Annotated in this window: 14 protein-coding genes; 4 read left to right on the top strand and 10 right to left on the bottom strand. The window is 70.2% G+C overall.

The features are described from left to right. Positions 1–996, bottom strand: a complete 996-nt coding sequence (locus ACTJIL_RS14715) for a hypothetical protein (protein ID WP_440756358.1) — start codon at positions 994–996, stop codon at positions 1–3. A 203-nt stretch (positions 997–1,199) separates the two neighbouring features. Between ACTJIL_RS14715 and ACTJIL_RS14720 the strand changes: the two genes are divergently transcribed. From ACTJIL_RS14720 to ACTJIL_RS14730, 3 genes are all read left to right on the top strand, one after another. Further along, complete coding sequence (locus ACTJIL_RS14720; protein WP_440756359.1) at positions 1,200–3,191, top strand: winged helix-turn-helix domain-containing tetratricopeptide repeat protein; 1,992 nt, start codon at positions 1,200–1,202, stop codon at positions 3,189–3,191. A 193-nt stretch (positions 3,192–3,384) separates the two neighbouring features. Then, complete coding sequence (locus ACTJIL_RS14725) at positions 3,385–4,509, top strand: efflux RND transporter periplasmic adaptor subunit (RefSeq protein ID WP_440756360.1); 1,125 nt, start codon at positions 3,385–3,387, stop codon at positions 4,507–4,509. Continuing rightward, complete coding sequence (locus ACTJIL_RS14730) at positions 4,506–7,580, top strand: efflux RND transporter permease subunit (protein ID WP_440756361.1); 3,075 nt, start codon at positions 4,506–4,508, stop codon at positions 7,578–7,580. Before ACTJIL_RS14725 ends, ACTJIL_RS14730 begins: the two co-directional genes overlap by 4 nt. Before the next feature lie 211 nt (positions 7,581–7,791). On the opposite strand, the gene panE is transcribed toward ACTJIL_RS14730, so the two are convergent. The 9 genes from panE to ACTJIL_RS14775 form a co-directional block, all read right to left on the bottom strand. After that, a complete protein-coding gene (panE, locus tag ACTJIL_RS14735) occupies positions 7,792–8,742 on the bottom strand; it encodes a 2-dehydropantoate 2-reductase (protein ID WP_440756362.1) in 951 nt (316 codons plus the stop codon). Positions 8,743–9,064: 322 nt separating this feature from the next. Continuing rightward, the gene (locus ACTJIL_RS14740) at positions 9,065–10,231 is read right to left on the bottom strand and encodes a hypothetical protein (protein ID WP_440756363.1); all 1,167 of its coding nucleotides are present in this window, start codon (positions 10,229–10,231) and stop codon (positions 9,065–9,067) included. Positions 10,232–10,383: 152 nt separating this feature from the next. Then, positions 10,384–12,114 carry a DUF6055 domain-containing protein gene (locus tag ACTJIL_RS14745; RefSeq protein ID WP_440756364.1) on the bottom strand — a complete coding sequence of 577 codons (1,731 nt, stop codon included), beginning with the start codon at positions 12,112–12,114 and terminating at the stop codon, positions 10,384–10,386. 84 nt (positions 12,115–12,198) lie between these two features. After that, positions 12,199–13,320 carry a DUF4892 domain-containing protein gene (locus ACTJIL_RS14750; RefSeq protein WP_440756365.1) on the bottom strand — a complete coding sequence of 374 codons (1,122 nt, stop codon included), beginning with the start codon at positions 13,318–13,320 and terminating at the stop codon, positions 12,199–12,201. A 19-nt stretch (positions 13,321–13,339) separates the two neighbouring features. Further along, positions 13,340–15,835 carry a YadA-like family protein gene (locus ACTJIL_RS14755; RefSeq protein WP_440756366.1) on the bottom strand — a complete coding sequence of 832 codons (2,496 nt, stop codon included), beginning with the start codon at positions 15,833–15,835 and terminating at the stop codon, positions 13,340–13,342. A 72-nt stretch (positions 15,836–15,907) separates the two neighbouring features. Beyond that, the gene (locus ACTJIL_RS14760; RefSeq protein WP_440756367.1) at positions 15,908–18,745 is read right to left on the bottom strand and encodes a protein kinase domain-containing protein; all 2,838 of its coding nucleotides are present in this window, start codon (positions 18,743–18,745) and stop codon (positions 15,908–15,910) included. 3 nt (positions 18,746–18,748) lie between these two features. Further along, complete coding sequence (locus ACTJIL_RS14765; RefSeq protein ID WP_440756368.1) at positions 18,749–19,303, bottom strand: ECF-type sigma factor; 555 nt, start codon at positions 19,301–19,303, stop codon at positions 18,749–18,751. 58 nt (positions 19,304–19,361) lie between these two features. Further along, on the bottom strand, positions 19,362–20,177 hold the full coding sequence (locus tag ACTJIL_RS14770) for an ABC transporter permease (protein WP_440756369.1): 816 nt from the start codon (positions 20,175–20,177) through the stop codon (positions 19,362–19,364). Further along, positions 20,174–21,163 (bottom strand): ATP-binding cassette domain-containing protein, encoded by a 990-nt coding sequence (locus ACTJIL_RS14775; protein ID WP_440756370.1) that lies wholly within the window; start codon positions 21,161–21,163, stop codon positions 20,174–20,176. Before ACTJIL_RS14775 ends, ACTJIL_RS14770 begins: the two co-directional genes overlap by 4 nt. On the opposite strand from ACTJIL_RS14775, the gene ACTJIL_RS14780 reads away from it, so the two are divergent. Further along, positions 21,162–22,016, top strand: a complete 855-nt coding sequence (locus ACTJIL_RS14780; protein ID WP_440756371.1) for a ferredoxin--NADP reductase — start codon at positions 21,162–21,164, stop codon at positions 22,014–22,016. The genes ACTJIL_RS14775 and ACTJIL_RS14780 overlap by 2 nt on opposite strands. Positions 22,017–22,028 lie beyond the last annotated feature (12 nt).

Here is a 22,028-nt window from a genome sequence, read left to right on the forward strand (position 1 = left end):
TCAGGGCTTCGGGCGCCGGGTGCTGACGTACACGTCGCCCGGATCGGCGGCGGTCAGCTTGCGGCCGAAGTACAGCCGCCTCCCGTCGGCCGACAGCGATGCCCGCGTTTCGGAGCCGGGCGTGTTGATGTCGCCGTTGGCAATCCGCACCGGCGTCGACCAGGGCGCGCGCACGCTGCGGCGGGTGGCGACGTAGATGTCCTGGTCGAACGCCTCCGCGCCGGCGCGGTTGGAGCTGAAGACGATCTCCAGGCCGTCCTTGCGCACGTTCGGCATGCGGTCGTCGAACGGCGAGCTCAGCTCGGCCACGCGCCGGCCCGGCAGCACGGTGCCGTCGCGCAGCACCCGGCTGGCGTAGATGTCCTGGCCCTGGCTGCCGGGATAGCCGTTGCTGGAGAAGTACAGGAACGTGCCAGCCGACGTGTGGACCAGCGACGGGCTGAACTCGGCGCCGGCGGTGTTGGGGCCGTGCGGGGCGCAGCCCAGGTGCAGCGGCGCAAGCCAGTGGCCGGGGCGGAATTCGCGGCTCAAGTAGATATCGCCGGGCGCGGGACCGCCGGCCGGCGCCGGCGGCGGGGCGTCGCCGGGGACGCAGTCGTCGGCGTGCGCGCGCGAACTGACGAACATCAGCCAGCGGCCCGCCAGCGGCGTGGGGCAGTAGTCGAACTCGGTCGAGTTCACCGGCGTGCCGAGGTTGCGCGGGGTGCCCCAGTCGGCGAAGCGACCCTTGCCGCGGCGCGAGCGGTAGATGTCGAGCTTGCCCTGCGCGCCGGGCGCGCTGCGGTTGGAGGCGATGTACAGCTCGCGTCCGTCCGGCGATTCGATCGGGCAGCCCTCGGCGGCGGCGGGCGTGTCGACCGCGGGCGGCAGCATCTGCGCGGCACCCCACGGGCCATAGCCGTGCGAGGCGTGGCCGGCGAAGGCTGCGGGCGCAGCGCAGGCCAGCGTGGCTGCCACGGCGGCGGCGAGGACGGAATGCTTGTGGATGCAGTTCATGGTGATCTCCTTGACCGGACGCACCGGCAGATACCGGCGGCTACCGGCGCCACCAGAGTCCGCCGCATGCCGGCGCAGGTCTTGAGGCCGTGGCTTGGCCGCCGCTTGGCTTTACTTGGAAAGCTTGGGAAATGCTTGGGGCCGATCGCGGCGGCTTTGCGCGTATTCTCGGCTGCGCCCCCGGTTTACCCGCGCAGGCCTCCATGCAGCAGCCCGCTCCTGCCAGCCTTGCCTTCGACGACGTGCTGATCGATTTCGCCGGGCGGCGGCTGGTCCGCGGGGGCGTCGGGCAGCCGCTGGAGCCCAAGGCCTTCGACGTGCTCGCGCTGCTTGCCGGCACACCGGGGCAGGTGTTCACCCGCGACGGGATCCTCGACGCCGTCTGGGGCCACCGCCACGTCACCCCGGGGGTGCTGAACCGGATCATGACCCTGCTGCGGCAGGCGCTGGGCGAGGACGCCCACCACCCGCGCCTGCTGCATACCCTGCACGGCGTCGGCTATCGCTTCGATCTTCCCGGGCCTGCGGCTGAAGTCGCGGCGGAAGCGGCGCAGGCACCGATGCCTGCAACCCCGCCAGCAACCCCGCCGCCTGCAACGCCGCCCGCCGCCGCGCCATCACCAGTACGCCACGCCGGCGACCGGTCGCGCGCGTTTTCGCGCCTCGCGCTGTGGTCGTTGCCGTTGCTCGCGCTGCTCGCCTTCGCCAGCTGGAGATGGTGGCCGGACACGATGCCGCCGGCCGCCGCCGGCGCAGCGGCCCTGCCCGCGATGGAGCGCAGCATTGCGGTGCTGCCGCTGGTCAATGCCAGCAACGACGCGGAGCAGCAATTCTTCTCCGATGGTCTTTCGGAGAACCTGATCGACACGCTGTCCCGGTTCGAGGGACTGAAGGTGATCGGTCGCACTTCGGCCTTCCAGTTCCGCGACGGCAAGGCCGACAGCGCGACCATCGGCCGCAAGCTCGGCGTGGCCTACCTGCTCGGCGGCAGCGTGCAGCGTGCGGGCGATGTGGTGCGCATCAATGCTGCACTGACCAAAGCCGCCGACGGCAGCACGCTGTGGGCCGAGCATTACGATCGCCCATACAAGGACCTGTTCGCGCTGCAGGACGAGATCACGGCCGCCGTCGCCGATGCGTTGCAGGTGAAGCTTCTGTCGCCCGGCGAAACCGCGAGGCATGACGACCGGCCACCCAGCGGCAACATCGACGCCTACGACGCCTACCTGCAGGGCCTGAAGCACTGGCACGACGAGGATTTCCCCAGGGCCGCCGAATACATGGCCAGGGCCGTGCAACTCGACCCGGGCTATGCGATGGCGTGGGCGCACCTGTCGGGATCGTGGAGTACCGTCGCCACGTTCTCGAACGAGGCGCCCGCGGCGGCTCGCGAACACATGCGCATTGCGCGCCACGCGGCGGACAAGGCGCTGCAGCTGGCGCCCGGGCTGGGACCGGCCCACGCGGCCCGCGCCTACCTGCTGTTCTACGATTTCGATTACCGCGGCGCGTTGGCCGGATGCCGCCGTGCCGTGCAGCTGGCGCCGGACGATGGCACGGTCCTCAATGGCTGCGGCTACACGCTGGCCGGGATTGGAAGGCTGGACGAGGCGATCGCGCTGCGGGAGCGCCTGCTTTCGATCGAGCCGCTGTACACCGTCAACTATCTCCGATACGCGGAATTGCTGATGGCGACCGGCCGGCTGGACGCGGCGGAAAAGTACCTTCGCATCGCCGAAAGCCTGTCGCAGCCGAAATCGTCTCCACTGATCCAGTCCATGTATGTCGCCATCGCGCGCGGCGACGCGGCGACCGCGCTGGGTGTCGCCCGACACCGGCCTTCGCCGTGGCGGGAAATGGACCTGGCCATTGCAACGCAGATGTCGCCGGATCGCGCGGCGGCGGATGCGGCGCTGGCAAAGGTTCTCGCCGACAGGACCTGGGCGAAAACCAGCCCCTATCTGGTTGCACAGGCCTATGCACTGCGCGGCGATTTCGACGGCACCGTGGATTGGCTGGAACGCGCGCCGACCGGCGACCTCCTGTTCATGCTGAGCGACCCGATCATCCTGCGCGCCCGTGACGACTCGCGCCTGGTCGCCTTCTGCAAGAAGACGGGCCTGCCGCCGCCGGCCACGAGCGAAGCGCTGAGCCTAGACCAGATCCGCGCCGCGAACCGGGCCCATGGCCCCTGAGATGCGTCGTCCCGGTTCCGCGACGGCGGCGAGGGCCGGCCGCCATCGGCAAGCGGCTCGGCACCGGCGAGCCGGTCGCGGGCCGAACCGAGCTGGTCAAAGCGTAATGCTAATTCCCGTCAATTACTGAACTTACCAGTACAATAGCGCCCGCGCTGCCGCCCGGTGGTGCCCCTCCCCCCGGGAACATTGCATGCACGCCCCCAGAGCCGCTGCTGTCGCCGCCTGCCTGGCCCTCCTGCTGTCCGCCTGTGGCGACAAGTCCGGGGACACCGGCCAGGACGCCCCCGCCTCCACCCTTGCCGTCACCCTGGTCCGCGCGCAAATGCGCCCGATCCAGCGCACGGTGGTGGTCTCCGGCCCGGTCGCGGCCTTCGAGGAGATGCAGCTGGGCGTCGAGATCAGCGGCGCGCGCGTCACCGCGCTCAACGTCGACGTCGGCCAGCAGGTCCGCAAGGGCCAGGTGCTGCTCGAACTCGACCATCGCAGCCTCGACAGCGAACTGCAGCAGGCCAATGCGGCGCTGTCGGAGGCCGAAGCCGGCGTCGCGCTGGCGCGCGCCAACCTCGCCCGCGGCGAGGGGCTGGTGCAGGACAAGTTCATCAGCGCCTCGCAGCTCGACGAGCTGCGCGCCGTGCGCACCCAGGCCGAAGCGCGGCGCAACACCGCCCGCGCGGCCCGCGACGCGGCGCAGCTTCGGCGCGACTTCGCCGAGCTGCGCGCCCCCGCCGACGGCGTGATTTCCAGGCGACTGGTGCAGCCCGGGCAGGTGGTCGCCGCCGGCAGCGAGCTGCTGCGGCTGATCCGCGACGGCCGCCTGGAATGGCGCGCCGAGCTGCCGGAAGACGACCTGGCGCGGGTCGAACCCGGCGCCACCGTGCAGCTGCCGTCGAGCGCCGGCCCCGTCACCGGCCGCATCCGCGCGGTCAGCCCGGGCGTCGACAGCCAGACCCGCACCGGCACCGTCTACGCCGACCTGCCCGAGCCCGGCCCGCTGCAGCCGGGCAGCTATGTCGAAGGCCGCATCGTCACCGGCGCCGGCAACGCGCTCACCGTGCCCGCCGCCTCGGTGGTGCAGCGCGACGGCCACGCCTACGTGTTCACCCTCGATGACAAGAAGGTCGCGCATCGCGTACGCGTGGGCACCGGCACCAAGGTCGGCGGCCAGGTCGAGATCATCGAGGGCCTGAAGGCGGGCGATGCGGTGGTCGAACAGGGCGCCGGCTTCCTCGGCGACGGCGACACCGTGCGCGTGGTCGCGGCGGACAAGCCGGCAGCGCCGGCGAAGGCGGCCGCCGGCGCGGCGACCACGCCATGAACTTCTCCGCCTGGGCGATCCAGCGACCGCTGCCGGCGCTGATGCTGTTCTTCGTGCTGTGCGTGGCCGGGTTGTGGGGCTTCCACGAGTTGCCGGTAGCGCGCTTCCCTGACATCGCCTTCCCGATGACCACGGTGACCATCACCCAGCCCGGCGCCTCGCCGAGCCAGCTGGAAGCCGAAGTCACGCGCCGGGTCGAGGACTCGGTGGCGACGATCCCCAACATCAAGCGGGTGATGTCGAACGTCAGCGAGGGCGTGAGCACCACCAGCATCGAGTTCCATCTCGAGACCGATCTCGCCACCGCGCTGGATGACACCCGCGATGCGGTGACCCGGATCCGCACCGACCTGCCGCAGGACATCCAGGAGCCGGTGATCTCCAAGGTCGACATCGGCGGTTCGCTGATGACCTACGCGGTGGTCGCGCCGAAGCTGCGGCCGGACGAACTGAGCTGGTTCGTCGACCGCGAGGTCACCAGGGCGATGTACGGCGTGCCGGGTGTCGCCCAGGTCAAGCGCGTCGGCGGCGTCGACCGCCAGGTGCGCGTCGACCTCGACCCCGATGCGCTGCAGGCCTTCGGCGTCACCGCCGGCGACGTCTCGCAGCAGCTGGCGCGGATCCAGGTGGAGCGCGCCGGCGGCAAGGCCGAGCTCGACGGCGAGCAGCAGGTGATCCGCACCGTCGGCACCATCGCCGACGCCAACGCCCTGCGCGGCTACTCGATCAGCCTGCCCGACGGCCGCTCGGTGCGGCTGTCGGCGGTGGCGCGGATCACCGATGCCGCGGCCGACCCCACCGAAGCCGCCCTGCTCGACGGCAAGCCGGTCGTGGCGTTCTCGATGTCGCGCACCCGTGGATCGAGCGAGGTCGCCGTTGCCGAGGGCGTGGAACGGGCGCTCGAACAGCTCAAGGCCGACCACGCCGGCGTCGACTTCCAGCTCGTCACCACGGTGATCGAGGAAACCGAGCGCTCCTACGAATCGTCGATGACGATGCTGTGGGAAGGCGCGCTGCTGGCGCTGCTGGTGGTGTGGTTCTTCCTGCGCGACTGGCGCGCGACCTGGGTCTCGGCGGTGGCGCTGCCGCTGTCGATCATCCCGACGTTCGCGGTGATGCACTGGTTCGGTTTCAGCCTCAACCTGATCACACTGCTGGCGCTGTCGGTCGTCGTCGGCATCCTGGTCGACGACGCGATCGTCGAGATCGAGAACATCGTGCGCCACCTGCGCATGGGCAAGAAGCCGATCGACGCCGCGCGCGATGCCGCCGCCGAAATCGGGACCGCGGTGATCGCGACCTCGCTGACGCTGGCGGCGGTGTTCGTGCCGGTGGCGTTCATGCCCGGCATCGCCGGCAAGTTCTTCCGCGAGTTCGGCTGGACCGCGGCCACCGCGGTGATGTTCTCGCTGCTGGTCGCGCGCCTGCTGACGCCGATGATGGCCGCCTACCTGCTCAAGCCGCACGGCGAGGAGAAGGCGGAGTCGAAGCTGATGACCTGGTACCTGGGCTGGGTGGACGCGGCGCTTCGGCATCGCGGGCGCACGCTGTGGATCGCCACCGGGCTGTTCATCGCCTCGCTGGCGATCGTGCCCTTCATCCCCGCGACCTTCATCCCGACCTCGGACCTGGGCCGCAGCAACCTCAGCCTGGAACTGCCGCCCGGCACCACCCTGCAGGACACCACCGCGGTGGCCGAGCGCGCGCGCCGGCAGCTGGAAAGCATCCCGGAACTCAAGCAGGTTTACACCGCCGTCGGCAGCGTGCTCGATGTCGGCGACCCGTCGAAGTCCGGCGTCGGCGAGCCGCGCAAGGCGACGCTGATCCTCGACTGGGGGTCGGCCGACGATCGCGAACGCGACCAGAAGACCCTTGAGCGGATCGCCCGCAGCAAGATCGCCGACCTGCCGGGCGTGCGCGTGAGCTACATCAGCACCGAGCCGGGCGAGATGATGCAGCTGGTGCTGGCCGGCGACGACCCGCAGCGCCTGCAGTCCGCGGCCACCACGCTCGAACGCGATCTGCGCGGCATCGACGGCCTCGGCAGCGTGACTTCGTCGGCGTCGCTGCTGCGTCCGGAAATCGTGATCATCCCGGATCCGGCGCGTGCCGCGGACCTGGGCGTCGCCACCGCCGACATCGCCGAGGCCGCGCGCATCGCCACCGCCGGTGACTACGAGCAGCGGCTGGCCAAGCTCAACCTGCCCGAGCGCCAGGTGCCGATCCGGGTCGGCTTCGCGGAGTCGACGCTGGCCAACCCGGCGCTGATCGGCCAGCTGCGCGTGCGCGGCAAGGACGGCCCGGTGCCGCTGGCCGCGGTGGCCGATATCCGCGCCGGCAGCGGGCCTTCGCAGATCTCGCGCTACCAGCGCCAGCGCAACGTGACCTTCACCGCCGAGCTCAATGGCCGCCCACTGGGCGAGGTGATGACCGAAGTGCAGGCGCTGCCAGGCGTGCAGCAGCTGCCCGACGGCGTGAGCTTCCTCAACACCGGCGATTCCGAGGTGTTCATCGAGCTGTTCGTCGGCTTTGCGATCGCCATGGTCGCCGGCCTGTTGTGCATCTACATGGTGCTGCTGTTGCTGTTCAACCATGCGTTGATGCCGCTGACCATCCTGACCGCGGTGCCGCTGTGCGCGGGCGGCGCGTTCGGCGCGCTGCTGCTGACCCAGAACATGCTGTCGCTGCCGGCGCTGATCGGCCTGCTGATGCTGATCGGCATCGCCAGCAAGAACTCGATCCTGCTGGTCGACTATGCGGTGATGGCCGAGGACGAGCATGGGCTGAGCCAGCACGACGCGTTGATCGACGCCTGCCGCAAGCGCGCGCAGCCGGTGATCATGACCACGCTGGCGATGGGCGCGGGCATGATGCCGATCGCGCTGGGTTTCTCCGGTGACTCCAGCTTCCGCGCGCCGATGGCGATCGCGGTGATCGGCGGCCTGATCACGTCGACGCTGCTGAGCCTGATCGTGATCCCGGCGGCGTTCACCGTGATCGACGACGTGGGCGAATGGATGGCGAGGAAGTTCCGCCACCGCTCCTCGCATCCGGCGCCGGCAGAAGGCTGAGCCCAACGCCTGCCTGCTTTCGCGAGCACTTGCATCGGCCCCACTCCCGCAAAGGCGCAGAACGGGCGGCACGGTTCACAAACGACCTCCCGCACCCCTGCCTTCTCAGGGAAGGAGGCTTTCGTAGGAGCGGCGGAAGCCGCGAGCTTTTGGCCATCCTGCAACTGTGCGAAAAGCTCGCGGCTTCCGCCGCTCCTACAAGGCCCGGGCCTCAGGCTGCAGGCGGATCCGCGCGCCGCGATTCGTAGGCCTGCAGGTGCACCCACGCCGTCGCCAGCAGCGGGGTTTCAAGCCCGGCATCGCGGGCGCGGCGCACCAGGTCGCCGACGATGTGTTCGCCCTCGATCGCCTGGCCGGCCTGCAGGTCGCGCAGCATCGAGGCGGTGAGCGGTGACCCGGCCTGGGTGAGCGTGTCGCGCGCCTTTGCCGCGGCTGCGTCGGGCACCGGCTCGCCTTCGGCTTCGGCAATAGCCAGGCACTCGCGATGCAGCCCGTCCATGAACGCGGCACCGCCGTCGCCGGCAACAATGCGGCCGACGCTGGCGCGCATCAGGCAAGTGCCGGCAGCGAGCGCGGCGAGGAAGCTGTACTTGCTCCACAGCTCGCGCGCGATGCGCGGGCTGCACAGGTGGTCGATACCGGCATGCGCGCACAGCGCCGAAAACGCCCGGGTGCGCGTGCTGCCGGGATCGCCGCTGCGCTCGCCGAAGGTGATCGAGGCCGGGTGGCCGAGGTGCAGGATTTCGCCGTCGGCGCCCTTCGCGGCGCTGATGAAGCACAGGCCACCGATCACCCGTTCCGCGCCGAAGCGATCGTCGAGGGCGACGTAATGGCGCAGGCCGTTGAGGATCGGAAGGATCGCCGTGCCCGGCCCGACCGCGGGCGCGATCGCGTCCATCGCGCTGTCCAGGTCGTAGGCCTTGCAGCTCAGCAGCACGAGGTCGAACGGTGCACGTGCGACCAGCGCGGGCAACGCATCGGCGGTGGCATGCGCGACCTCGAGGTCGGCATCGCCGAGCGGGCTGCGGATGCGCAGGCCGTCGCGCCGCAGCTGCGCCGCGCGCGCGGGCCGCACCAGGAACGTCACGTCGGCATCCGATTGCGCCAGCCGCCCACCGAAGTAGCCGCCGGTGCCGCCCGCGCCGAGGACAAGGATTCTCATCGTCTTGCAGCCTCCCGGAATTCTTCGCGATCGATGCCCCGGCCTGCGGAACGCGCGCCGCCAAGCCCGGCTGCGCAACCCGACACCGCGCAGCGCCGGCGCGGCCAGCACGACGACAAAGCCTAGCACCAGCGCGCAGGCCAATCCGCCCGCGCGGCACCGCGCCGGGGCCCCGCGGCCGGCCCCGGTTGCGCAGGATGCGCACCACCTCGCGGCGGACCGCGCTTTACAGCGCAATCCAATTGCGGCGCGCACCACTGATCTGTTCCCAGCGAGCGGCCGTATTCCTGGCGCAGCTGCCCCCGGCCTTCCCGGCGACGCCTCAGGGCACGTTCGGCTTCAACGTCACGTAGGCCATCGTCCACTGCATCGGATCGTCATTGTTGTTGTCCTGGAACAGGACGCCGCCGTTGCCCGACGGATTCACGCCCAGCCCCAGCAGGTGGTGGTCGCTGTTGGTGAACATGACTTCGAACCCCTGCAGCGCATCGATCCTGGACGGCGGCCGCTGGCGGCGCTGCCGGTCGGTGCCCGACATCGCGGACTCCCGCTCCACGATCGCATTCGGGATCCACGCGTACTGCACGGTCACCCGGTACGGCCGGTACTTGCCTGCGCTGCGGATCCCGCGAACCGCGCGCGGCACGTTGGTCGCGAGCACGACCTCGAATGCACCGGGCAGCACGCCATTGAGGAAGGCGGCGCCGATGGTGGACTCGAAGCCGCGGAAATCGACCCCCTGGTCGTCCATCAGCGAGACCCGCGCGACCTTGCGATCGCTGTCCAGCCAGACCCCGATGTTGCGCAGGTTGGCATCGCTGCCGTCCTCGCGCTGGAACGCGAAGCCGCTGAGCACCAGGGTGGAGTTGGCCGGCGCATTGCCGCGCAACGGGATCTCGAACTTGCCGCCGCCCTCGGCGATGACCTGCCCGGCGACGATCGGGCCGGCGCCGTTGCCGGTGAAGATGGTGTAGTTCGCGCTGGCGGTGAACGGATCGTCGCCATTGCTGTCGGCCAGGGCCAGTTCGGTGAAGCGACCGCGTCCGAGAACACCGATGCGGCGGAGCTTGTGGTCGCCGTTGTCGAACTTCAGCGAGAAGCCGTTCAACGCGAAGGCCGCGGGCAGTGCCGGATTGACCGCGGTGTTGCCGCTATCGCGCAGGCCCGTATTGCGCGCCCGCGCCGATGACCAGATTGGCAGATCGGTTGGCAGATCGGCAGGTTTCGCGCCGTCGTCCTTGATTGCGGCAGCCGGCAAGACCCTCACGCCCCTGCGCGTGGCCGGTGGCACGACCACCGTGGCCTTGTTGCGTGCGGCCGGCGGGGTGACCACCACGCCGGCGCGCTTCGCCGGCGGCGGCGCGGGCTCTCCCTCGCGAGGCGGTGGTGGCGTGACGACGACTTGCGCCGCGGCAACGCCGCAGGCGGCAACGAGGGCAAGCGTGAGCAGGCTGCGGAACACGGGTGGGGCGAAGGCCGGTACGGTCATGGCGGGTTCTCCTGGTTGTTCGATCGGCGCCATCCCCGGGTCGTCCCGGAGACGACAGCGTGGCGACGGGTTTTTTGAAGCGGTGCGGATCTGCTGTTCTTCCGTTGCTTTGGCATGGGCTGCCGGGCCTGCCCGGTTCGATGCCTGCGCCCTCACCTGGACCGCCCGAACGTGGTCCGAATCGGTTCCATCCCCGGCACAGGAACCTGCGTCGTCAGCGTGTCGCCCGCGCAGGTGTAGGCCATCGTTCTAGGCTCCGGTGCGGACGCCGCCGGGAAGGGAATCGGCACCGACTGTCCGTCACGGCTGACCAGCCGGCCGCGGATGTCGTGGGTCAGGGTCGCGGGGCACAGATGCAGGCGGCCTCCGGCCGACGACCAGCGCCCGCTGGATTGCACGTTGGCCACCGCGCCTTCGCCGCGCACGCCGTCGTTCTCGATCGAGAACGTGCCGCCAAGCGGTTCGGTCGAGAAGTTTCCGTCGGCGCCGAACGTCATCACCTGGCGGGCGATTTCGGATTCCACGCGCACACCGCGGAGGTTGTCGCGCATCCACTGCGCGGCACCGCCCGAGATTTCGCGCCAGGTGCCGACCAGGCAGGCATCGCTGGAACTGACGCCGGCGCAGGCGCTGCATCCGGTGGCCTGGTCGACCCGGATCCGCAGCGCCAGCGGCGTGGCCGTGGCATTGAACCCGACGAACAGGCGCTGGGGCGGGTCGCCACCGCTGATGTCGATCCGCGGCGGAAACCCGCCCCAGGCGCCGCCGGTCGCGCGGCTGGTGCGACTGCTGTGGGCCCGCGTCGGCGTCGCCGCGACAATCCAGACGCCGCAGTCGATCTCGATCAGGCTGCGCGTGATGACGAACGGCTGCAGTCGCGCGGTTTCGACATGGCTGGCGGTCCAGTGCCAGCTGTCGCCCTGCAGCGGAGAGAACCGCAGCGGCGTGCCGTGCGGGCGCCGGATCTCCCGATCGAAATAATCCTGCGCGAAACGCAGCCACTGGTCTGCCGGCAGCGACGCTTCCATGGCGCGCAGCTGTTCGGCTTCGTCCGGCGAGTCGGCCATGCCGCTGAGGAACAGCATCGTGGCCGGGTTGCCGTGGCGCTGCGCGTGCCACAGGAAGAACGGCAGCGCGCTGTAGCTCATCCGGTGCAGCGGCGTGTCCGGCGACAGCGCGTCGAACATGTCGACGCGCGACTGGTACATGGAATCATCCGGCAATGCCAACGACGCGAACCACTCGGCCGATCCCTCGATCCACCACGCCGCGCCGCCCTCGCTCCGGTAGGCGCCGTACTGGCCGGGGCTGTAGGTGGCTGCCTGCACGCAGTGGAAGATCTCGTGGGCCAGCGTGGTGGCGGCTTCCTCGCGGCTGGCGCCGGAACCGATCAGGTACAGCACGATCTGGCATTCGGACGAATCCGCCGTGCCGTTGGCCATCGCCATGATGCCGCTGAAGGTTTCGGTGGCCGACGGCGGCGGAAAATCGTCGGCCAGCAGGATCGTGACGTCACCGATGCTGTAGCGGCCGAGGGTCCCCAGCGCCGCCACGCTGGCGCGCACGCCACGCTCGAAATCGCGCATCGACGCCGGCTCCAGGATCCAGTCGGCGTTGAGATCGTGGACCAGGCGGATCTGCCGCGTGCCATCGGCGGTGGCCACCGGCACCCGCAGCCGCTCGACGCAGTCGTACTCGCGGGTGGCAAAGCGCGGGTCGAAGCGTGCGCGATAGGCCGGGTCGGCGCAGTCGCCGAAGCTGGCACGCGCTGGAACCCATGCACAGCAAAGCAGCAGCAACAGGCAGAGGATCCAGCCGGCACGCGCCCTTGCGCGCGCGCCTGCGCACAGACCCATGTGCACCGTTGCGGAGACGTCGTTCACGCGCATCCCGACTCGGGATTCGCCTTTCGGACAGCGGTGGATGCGCAGGAAGACATCGGCGATGGCGACGCAGCTCACACCGGCCTACCGGCTGTCCGGCCGACGTTCGACGATCTCGACCCGACGGTTCAGGGCGCGCCCCTCTTCGGTGTCGTTGCTTGCCACGGGCTCGGTGGCACCGACACCGACCGCGTCCATGCGACCGCGTGCGATGCCGTGCTCGCGCGCGAGCGCGTCGACGATGCGCGTGGCGCGCCGCTGCGATAGCGCCATGTTGTAGTCGGACGCGCCCTTGCCGTCGGTGTGGCCGACCACGCGGATGGCGAGTGCCGGCGAGTGCCGGAGCAAGCCCGCAATCTCGCCGATCTGCGCGGCGGAGCCGGGCTGCAGCGTGTCCCGGTCGAAATCGAACTGGATGCCGTACAGCGTGGCGCGTCCGTCGCGGGCGAGGTCGCCCCGCAGCGTGTCCGCATCGACCACCACCATGCGGTCCTCCATCGGCCGCGCCTCGATCACGTCCAGCTGCACCATCGCGCGGCCCTTGGCCGGACCGCCACCGCCATTCCTGGTGACGTACAGGGCGACGTAGGCATCGCCTTCGCGCCGGGGAAGCTTTGCGGCGAGGTAGCGGTGGTCGCCGGCGCCCCACAGCAGCATGTAGCGCTCCCCGCTCTCGATCTCCTTGCGGATGTCGCCGCACTCCGCGCGAGTGCAGCTGTAGAGCGTCTCGAAACCGGCCTGCCGCAGCACCGCCTCGTAGTTGCGGAACACCTCCAGCACCGAGCGGTCGCGCGGCCCCTCGTAGGTGAGCCGCGTGAGTGCGCCTTCGAGCGTGCGTGTTCCGGTGGCGCGGGCCTTGCCGGTGCGCAGCGGGTAATCGGTGAACGCGTCGGACTCGCGCCGGATCATGCGCGCGCCTTCGTAGCGCGGGACCAGCGGGTGGTCGGCACCGCCCGCTGCGCCGTCGTCGCTCGCGGCCGCCGGCACGTCGCCACGCTGCTCCGCCGCGCGCGCGCAGCGTTCGTCGCCGAGTGCGCAACGCGTGGCGTCGCGCGCCAGCTCGTCGACCTTGCGCTGCGTCTCGCCCTGCACCGCGCGCTGTGCGGTGCGCTTGAGCACGTCGCCGAAGCTCTGCGCCGCGGCTGTCCCCGCGACCAACGTGGCGAGGATCAGGGCCGCGGAGGTGATGAGATGTCTCGTGTTCATGGCTTCCTGCGCTCCGCGTTCAGAGATCGATACCGAAACCGATGCCGGCGGATTTTTCCGAGCCGCTGAAGGCGCCACCCAGCGAGAACGACGCACGCGTGCCGACGCGCCTGCCGTAACCGACCGAGAGTGCCTGCTCGCCGCCCTGGAACCCCGCGCCCACCGCAATGCGGCCGCGCGGGCTGGTGCTGCCGGCGGCATTGATCGCCATGTTCAACATCGCCGAACCCATCGCGCCCTGGCGATCGATGCGACGGTCCTGCTCGAACAGGCGCCGGTCGACGCCGTCACGGAAGGCGTCGAAACTTTCGGTCAGGCCGAGCAGCTGGCTGTCGGTATAGGCATTGGCCGCCGACAGCGTCTGCGTGGCCGTGGTGTCGGTGTAGTCGTTGGCCGACTGCAGCGTGGCCGCGTCACCCGCCTCCAGCTGGCCCTTGTTGACCGCGTCGGTGGCGGCAACGCCATCGGCGACATTCGCGATCACGGTGCCGTTTTCGCCCTTCAGGGTCAGGGTGTCGCCGGCGTCCTGGTCGTAGGTCACCACGCGCGGCCCGCCGCCGGCCGGGCCTTCGGGTCCCTGCGGGCCGGCCGGTCCAGCCGGTCCCGCCGGTCCCTGCGGGCCTTGTGGCCCGGGCGTACCGCCGCCGGTGCCGATACGGCTGTACAGGTCGGTGATGCGGCCGTCGACGGCGACGAACGCGGCGCCAACATCGTGGTAGCTCAGGCTCTGGATGACATAAGTGGGCGCGGTGAAGGCGCCGCCGGCATAGCTGGCGCCGCCACCGAACGCGGTCGCGAACGGATGGAGCTGGGCCAGGTTCACCACGTCCGTGTCCTGGGTGCCGGCGGCGACATTGACGATCTGGCGTTCGCTGCCTGCCGCACCTGCCGAGACAGTGTCGCTGCGGTCGGCCACCGAGCCGGCACCCAGCGCGACACTGTTGTCCGCACTGGCGAGGCTGCCGGCGCCGATCGCGGTGCCGAAGTTGCCCGCGGCATCGCTGTAACGGCCCAGGGCGACGGCGGCGGCGCCGCTGGCGACACTGGCGTTGCCCACGGCAACGCCCTCCTCGCCGGTGGCGGCGCTGAGGCTGCCGATGGCCACGCTGCCGAGACCGCTCGCCAGGCTCTGGAAGCCCGACGCAGTCGCCAGGGCGCCGCTGGCCTGGGCCCCGGCGCCGAACGCACTGGCACCAAGCGCGTCCGCAACGGTCGCTTCGTCGCTGGTGACAAGACCGTCGCCGTTGGCATCGATCCAGCCGCCGACCGCGGTACTGCTGGCACCGTTGGCAGTGCTGCCCGAACCGATCGCGATGGCATCGCTGGCGCCAGCGGCAACGCCGGCGCCGGTCCCCATGGCAATGGCATTGTCCGCACCATCGGCGACCGTCGCCGAGCGACCGATGGCGATGGCCGCCTCCGCGCCGGCCCCGCCCGCCGTGCCGATCGCCGCGCCGGTGGCGGCATCGTTGCCGCCGCCGATGGCGATCGAGTACTGCGAACCCAGCGGATCGCCCAGCACCTGGCCGTAACTGCCGAACGCGCTGCTGTTGACCCCTGATGCGGTGTTGAAGAATCCAAAAGCGCTGCTGTTGTCGCCCGCCGCCGCGTTGAGATTCCCGAAGGCGTTGCTGTGGTCCCCGGACGCGACGTTGTTCAACCCGTAGGCGATGCTGTAGGCGTTCGACGCGACGTTGTGACGCCCAAAGGCGGTGCTGTAGGCGTTTGACGCGATGTTCTGGAACCCGAAGGCGCTGCTGGTCAGCCCTGACGCGGTATTGCCATACCCGACAGCGCTGCTGCTTTCGCCCGACGCGACGTTGAAGGCCCCAAAGGCGCTGCCGTGAAAGCCCGATGCGGTGTTGGAATCCCCGAAGGCGTTGCTGGCGCCGCCCGACGCGGTGTTGTTCAGCCCGAAGGCGCTGGCGTAGCCGGACGCGGCATTGCCATTGCCGACCGCGCTGCTGAAATCGCCTGTTGCGTTATTGGAATACCCAATGGCACTGCCTTGTACGCCCGACGCGGTGTTGAAAGCCCCGACGGCGACGCTGTTTGTGCCCGACGCGGTGTTGACGTAACCAAAGGCGCTGCTGCGGTCGCCCGACGCGGTGTTGTTGCGCCCAAAGGCGCCGCTGTTCGCGCCTGACGCGGTGTTGTTGACACCGCAGGCAAATGCGCCCGTCCCCACCGCCGTGGAGCCGGCGCCGTCTTCGCCAGCCGTCGTGGTGTCGCAAACGTCTCCAGCCATGGTCGGAAGCGCTGTCAGGCCCAATACTGGCGCGAGCGCCAGCGCCAGAACGGCTTTGCGGGTGCAAGGCTTCATGATGTGTCCCGTCCAATTCAGCAGGGCCGCGCGCGGCCGGCCCTGACGCCGTGGGCCACGCTTGCAGCGCCCCCTGCCAGAGACACTCGGAATCGGGGTGGAGAAAGTGACAGCCACCTGCGATGCCCGGTCGGATCCGCGCCTGCAGCAGCAGGCGGACCCGACGGGCGGCGAGGAGTCGAGCCCGTCCACGGCGTTTGATCGCCATTCCCGCGCAGGCGGGAGCGATGACGTGCCCCGCCCAAGCAGGAACGGCGGCGCGGATCAGCGCCGGGCGACGGTTCCGGCCGCGGCCAGGGCGGCCTGCAGTTTCAGGCGTGCGCCGCCGGGCATGCGGCCGCTGCGCAAGCCCTGGTCCACGCGTTCGCGCTGGCCGGCGCAGTCCCCGTGCCCGGCCGCGCATGCGGCTTGCGTGTGGATCGCCAGCGCCTCCCAGTAGAAGCGATGCTCACGGCCGGCCTTGGTGGCGATTTCGTCGAGCGCGGCACGCGCTTCGCGCGTCGCCTCGGCGGCACGGCCCAGGCCCAGCAGCGCCTGGCTGCGATAGGCGCGCACCACCGCGGCGTGGTACTGGCCCGGCGCCTGCCGGGCGCGATAGATCGCCAGGCTGCGGTCGTACTGGACCAGCGCCTGCGCATGCTCGCCGAGAACCGCATACGTGCGCGCCAGGTTGCTCAGGCGCGACGCCACGCGCAGCGAATCGGCGCCGAACAGCGCCGCGGTCGCCTCCACGGCGTCGCGTTGCATCGGCAGGGATTCGTCGGCGCGACCCAGTTCGCGCAGCGCGTCGGCATAGTTGGCGCGGCTGATGACCGCGCCGGCGTGCCGGGCGTCATACACCTCTGCGTAGGTCTGCCGCGCTCTCTCGTAAGCGACCGCGGCGTCGGCGTAACGGCCGTCGGTGAAGTACAGCGTGCCCAGGTTGGCGTAACCCACCGCGACATCGCCGTGGCGCTCGCCGAACAGTGCGCGCGCCTGTTCGAGATGGCGCTCGCGCAGCACCAGTGCGCGGTCGTAATGCCCGAGTTCGCCGAGCAGCCCGGACAGGTCCTCCAGCGTGCGCAATGTCTCCCGGGTCGGCGCGCTGTAGATGCGTTGCTGTTGCGCGTGGACGTGTTCGACCATCGCCAGCCCACGCTCGGCCTGGCCGTTGCGGACATAGGCCTTGCCCAGCTCACCCGCGGCGAACAGGGTCTGGGCATGGTCGGCACCGTAGCGCTGCTCGCGCAGCGTCAACAACGCCTTCAACGGTGCGATCGTCTCGTCGTTGCGTCCGGTGCGCGCGGCGATCATGCCCTGTATCAACCAGACCTGTTCGCAGATCTGCGCTTCGCCCAGGGCACCCTGCGTGCACAGGCCGCCGGCTTCGACCAGCAGCGCGCGCGCCTCGTCGTAACGGTCGCGGTCGCCGAGCGTGCTCGCCAGGCCGGTCAGGGCTTCGACCAGCACCGGTGAGGCCGGCCGGGTACGGCGCAGCGTGGCGGTGGCTGCGCGCAGCTGCGTTTCGGCGGCATCGGGGTCGGGAGGATCGCGCAGGTCCAGCACCTTGCCCCAGCGCGCCTGCGCTTCCGCGGCATCCGCGCTGTCCGCGCCGAACAGACGACTGCGGCGCTGCAACGCGGATGCGTAGAGCGCCGCGGCCTGGGTGTAATCACCGATGCGCTCCGCGACGCCGCCGAGGCTGAGTTCCACCGTTGCCAGCAGCTCCGGGCGTGCGCGCAACTCGCGCTGCGCACGCTGCGCGATCTCGGCCAGCATCTGCCGCTTGTCGCGCTCGCGCGCATCTTCCGTGCTCGGCGCGAGCACTTCGAGCACGCTGTCCAGGTAGGCCAGTTGCGCCTGCGACTGTTCGGCGGCGGCCGTCGCCCGCGCGGCCTGCTGCTGCGCCAGCCGCGCCTGCCACAGCGTGCCGGCGATGCCGGCAACCAGCGCCAGCGACAGCAACGCCGCGGCCGCGACGCCGAGCCGGTGGCGCGCGACGAACTTGCCGAGCCGGTAACGCCGACTCGGCGGATGCGCGAGGACGGGCCGCTGCGCGAGCCAGCGGCGCAGGTCCTCGGCCAGCGCCTCGACGCTGGGATAGCGGTTCTCCGGCTTCTCGGCCAGCGCCTTCATCACCACCGTGTCGAGATCGCCGCGCAGCCGCTGCGCGCGCTGGCGGCGTTCGGTTTGCGGAATGTGCGCGGCCGCCTGCACCGCGCGCGAAGGGCGCTCGGTCGGTGGGCCGGTGTCGAGGCCGTTGCGCGGTCGCGGTGGCCGTTCCGCCAGCAGCCGGTACAGCAATGCGCCCAGGCCGTAGACATCCATCGTCGTGCTCGGCAGCGCACCTGCGAACTGTTCCGGCGCGGCATATTCCGGGGTCAGCGCGCGCATCGCCGTGGCGGTGCGCTCATCGCCCGCGTGGTCGGCCAGGCGCGCGATACCGAAATCCAGCAGGCGCACGTGGCTGTCGTGGTCGACCAGCACGTTCGAAGGCTTGATGTCGCGGTGGATGACCAGGTTGCGATGGGCGTAGGCCAGTGCGCCGCAGACCTGTGATACCAACCGCACGCGCGCCTCGACCCCGAGCCCGCGCTGCTCGCACCAGGCGTCGATGCGCTCGCCCTCGACCAGCGCCATCGCCAGCCACGGCGTGCCGTCCTCGGCCACGCCGGTGTCGTACAACTGCGCGAGATATGGATGGCGCAGGCGCAACAGCGCCTGTTGCTCGTGCACGAAGCGCTCGCGGCCATCGCTGGCCAGCGTGCCGATGCTGAGCACCTTGAGCGCGGCCTGTTGCCCGGCCGCGTCGCCTTCGTCGGCAACCGCCCGGTAAACCACCGCCATGCCACCGCGGCCGATCTCCTCCAGCAGCCGCCAGCGGCCGAGCCGGCGCCCGGTCAGTGCGTGATGCACGTCCGGCAGCAGTGCGAGCGGGATCGGTTGCTCCAGCGGCCCGCTGGTCCCGGCGTGCGCGGCCAGCAGGCGTTCGACGCGTTGCCGCAGGTGCGCGTCCGGCGCAAGCAGCGCCAATTGCTGCGTGCGCTGCGCGGGCGGCAGGTCGAGAATCTGCTCGAGGATCCGATCCGCCTGCCGCCACGCTTCGCGCTCGGCCGGCAGCACGGCTCAGGCCTCGGCCATCTGCGCGTACAGGAAGGCGCGCGCCCGTTCCCATTCGCGCTTGGCGGTGCGCTCGGAACACTGCAGCAGTTCGGCGACTTCGGAAAATTCCAGGCCGATGAAGTAGCGCAGCTCCACCAGCTCGCGCTGGCGCGGGTTGATCTGGTCCAGCGCTTCCAGGCTGTCGTGCAGGGCCAGCACTTCCCTGCTTTCGGTGCCGGCGGCCAGGCGCTCGCTGAGCGTGACCGGGGCGAATCCGCCTCCGCGCTTGTCGGCGCTGCAACGTCGCGCGTGGTCGACCACGATCCAGCGCATCGCCTTGGCCGCGGTGGCGAAGAAGTGCCGGCGGTCCACCAGCGACAGCGGTTCGCCGGCACTGAGCCGGAGGTAGAACTCGTTGACCAGCGCGGTCGGGGTGTACGTGGATTCGTTGCCTCGCAGGCGCGATGCCGCCAGGTTGCGCAGTTGCGGATACAACGCATCGAACACCGCCGCGAGCTGCTGCGGCTCGCCCGCTTCGGCCAGCTTGAGCAGCCTGGTGATCTCCTGCTCACCCGCCATTTCGTGGTCCCCGTTCCCTGCGCCGCATCCTACTCCACCGGCGGCGTCGACCCTTTGATCAGCTGCGCAGCCCGACCCCGCGCTTGAGCAGCCACAGCGCCAGCGCGGCCAGCGCGACGACGAAGCCCAGCATCAGCGCGTACGCCACCCACAGCGGCACGTCGCTGGCGCCGAGCAGGCCGTAGCGGAACGCGTTGACCATGTAGAAGATCGGGTTGGCGTGGGTCAGCGCCTGGGCCCATTCGGGCAGCAGCTTGATCGAATAGAACACGCCGCCCAGGTACGTCAGCGGGGTGAGGATGAAGATCGGCACGATCGCCACGTCGTCGAACTTCTTCGCGTACACCGCGTTGACGAAACCGGCCAGCGAGAAAATGGTGGCGCCGAGCAACACCGTGGTCAGGGTGACGAAGGGATGCGGAATGCGCACCTTGGTGAACAGCATCGCGATGCACAGCACGATGATTCCGACCATCAGCCCGCGCAGCACCGCGCCGGCGACGTAGCCGCCGAGGATCACCCAGCTCGGCATCGGGCTGACCAGCAGTTCCTCGACGTGGCGGCCGAACTTGGCCCCGAAGAAACTCGACGAGATGTTGCCGTAGCTGTTCTGGATCACGCTCATCATCACCAGGCCCGGGACGATGAAATCCATGTACCTGATCCCGTCCATCTCGCCCACGCGCGAGCCGATCAGGCCGCCGAAGATCAGGAAGTACAGGGTCATGGTGATCGCCGGCGGCACCAGGGTCTGGCCCCAGATGCGCAGGATGCGGACCACCTCGCGGCGGGCCACGGTGTACAGCGCGGTCCAGTTGCGACGTGCATCGCTGGCGGCGGTGGTGGCGGGCGTGGCGGTGGCGGGCGAACTCATGCTGCCTTCTCCGGCTGCTGCGAGGCGGCATTGGGGCCGGTCATGCGCACGAACAGCTCTTCGAGCCGGTTGGACTTGGTGCGCATCGAGCGCACGCGGATGCCGGCGGCGCCCAGCACCGCGAACACGCGGTTGAGGTCCATTGCCCGCGGCATGTCGAGGTCCAGGGTGTGGCGATCGATCGCGACCAGGGTCGCGCCGTCGATCGCGGGCAGCGTGTCGGGCAGCGCGCCGTCGATGTCGAACAGGAAGCCCTCGACGTCGAGCTTGGCCAGCAGCGAGCGCATCGGGCCCTGCTCGACGATCACGCCGCGGTCGATGATCGCCAGGTGCCGGCACAGGTTCTCGGCTTCCTCGAGGTAGTGCGTGGTGAGGATGATGGTGGTGCCGGCGGCGTTGATCTCGCGCAGCGTCTTCCACATGTCGCGGCGGATCTCGATGTCCACGCCGGCGGTGGGTTCGTCGAGGATCAACAGCCGCGGCCGGGTCATCATCGCGCGGGCGATCATGAGCCTTCTTTTCATGCCGCCCGACAGCGTGCGCGCGATCATCTGCGCCTTGTCCCACAGCTGCGCGCGCCTGAGCTCCTCTTCCGCGCGCACCAGCGCCTCGGCGCGCGGGATGCCGTAGAAGCCGGCGTAGTTGACCAGGATGTCGCGCGGCTTCTCGAACATGTTGAAGTTCAGCTCCTGCGGCACCAGCCCGATCAGGCGCATGGCCTCGTCGCGGTGCGCGTGCAGGTCGACGCCGAACACGTTCACCTCGCCGGAGGTCTTGTTCACCAGCGAGGAGACGATGCCGATCAGGGTCGACTTGCCGGCGCCGTTGGGGCCGAGCAGGGCGTGGAAATCGCCGGGATGCACGTCCAGCGAGATGCCCTTGAGGGCCTCGACGCCGTTGTCGTAGGTCTTGCGCAGGTCGCGTACCGACAGCGCCGGAGGCGACGCCGCCGATGCGCCCGCGAGGGGCTGCGTGGATGCGGTCATGGGGCTTCCTGGAGCCGCGGTGTCGCGGCAAGCCGGTATTATAGGCGCCCTGCGGAGCCCGCTCCGGCAACACAATGTCCGATCCTTGTCCGCCATCAAGCGCTTCCCATTAAGGCTCACCGGACGGCGCATGCTGGCGCCGACGGTCGCGCACCTGTCGTTCGTGCGCGACGACGGCCAGCCGCTGGATTTCATCCCCGGGCAGTTCGTGCAGGTGCATTTCGAGTACGCCGACGGCACCGCGACCAAGCGCAGCTATTCGCTGGCGACCATCCACGACCACGCGCTGGCCCCCGGGGATGCGGTGGAGATCGCGGTCAGCTACGTCGCCGGCGGCGCGGCCACGGCGCTGTTCGAGGGCCTGGACGAAGGCGGCCACATTGAGGCCAGCGGCCCGTATGGCCGCTTCTGCCTGACGCCCGCCGACGCCAACGCGCGCTACCTGCTGATCGGCACTGGCACCGGCATCACCCCGTACCGGGCGATGCTGCCGCAGCTTGCGCGGGCCATGGCGGAACGCGGGGTCGAGGTGGTCCTGCTGGCCGGCGCACGCAATCCACAGGAACTTCTGTACGGCGACGAGTTCCGTGCCTTCGCCGACGCCCATCCGGGCTTCCGCTACCTGCCCTGCCTGTCGCGCGAACTGCCCGAACCGGGCTCGCCGCACGCCCATGCGGACGTGCGCCACGGCTACGTGCAGCAGTTCCTGTCCGAGTTCGCGCCCGACGCGCAGCGCGACATCGCCTACCTGTGCGGCAACCCGAACATGGTCGATGCCTGCTTCGAGGCGCTGAAGGAACACGGGCTGCCCGTGCCGCAGATCCGGCGCGAGAAATACGTGTCCTCCAAGTAGGCGCAGCGGAAG

It is taken from the genome of Luteimonas sp. 22616 (assembly GCF_052044325.1).
GTDB lineage: Bacteria > Pseudomonadota > Gammaproteobacteria > Xanthomonadales > Xanthomonadaceae > Luteimonas.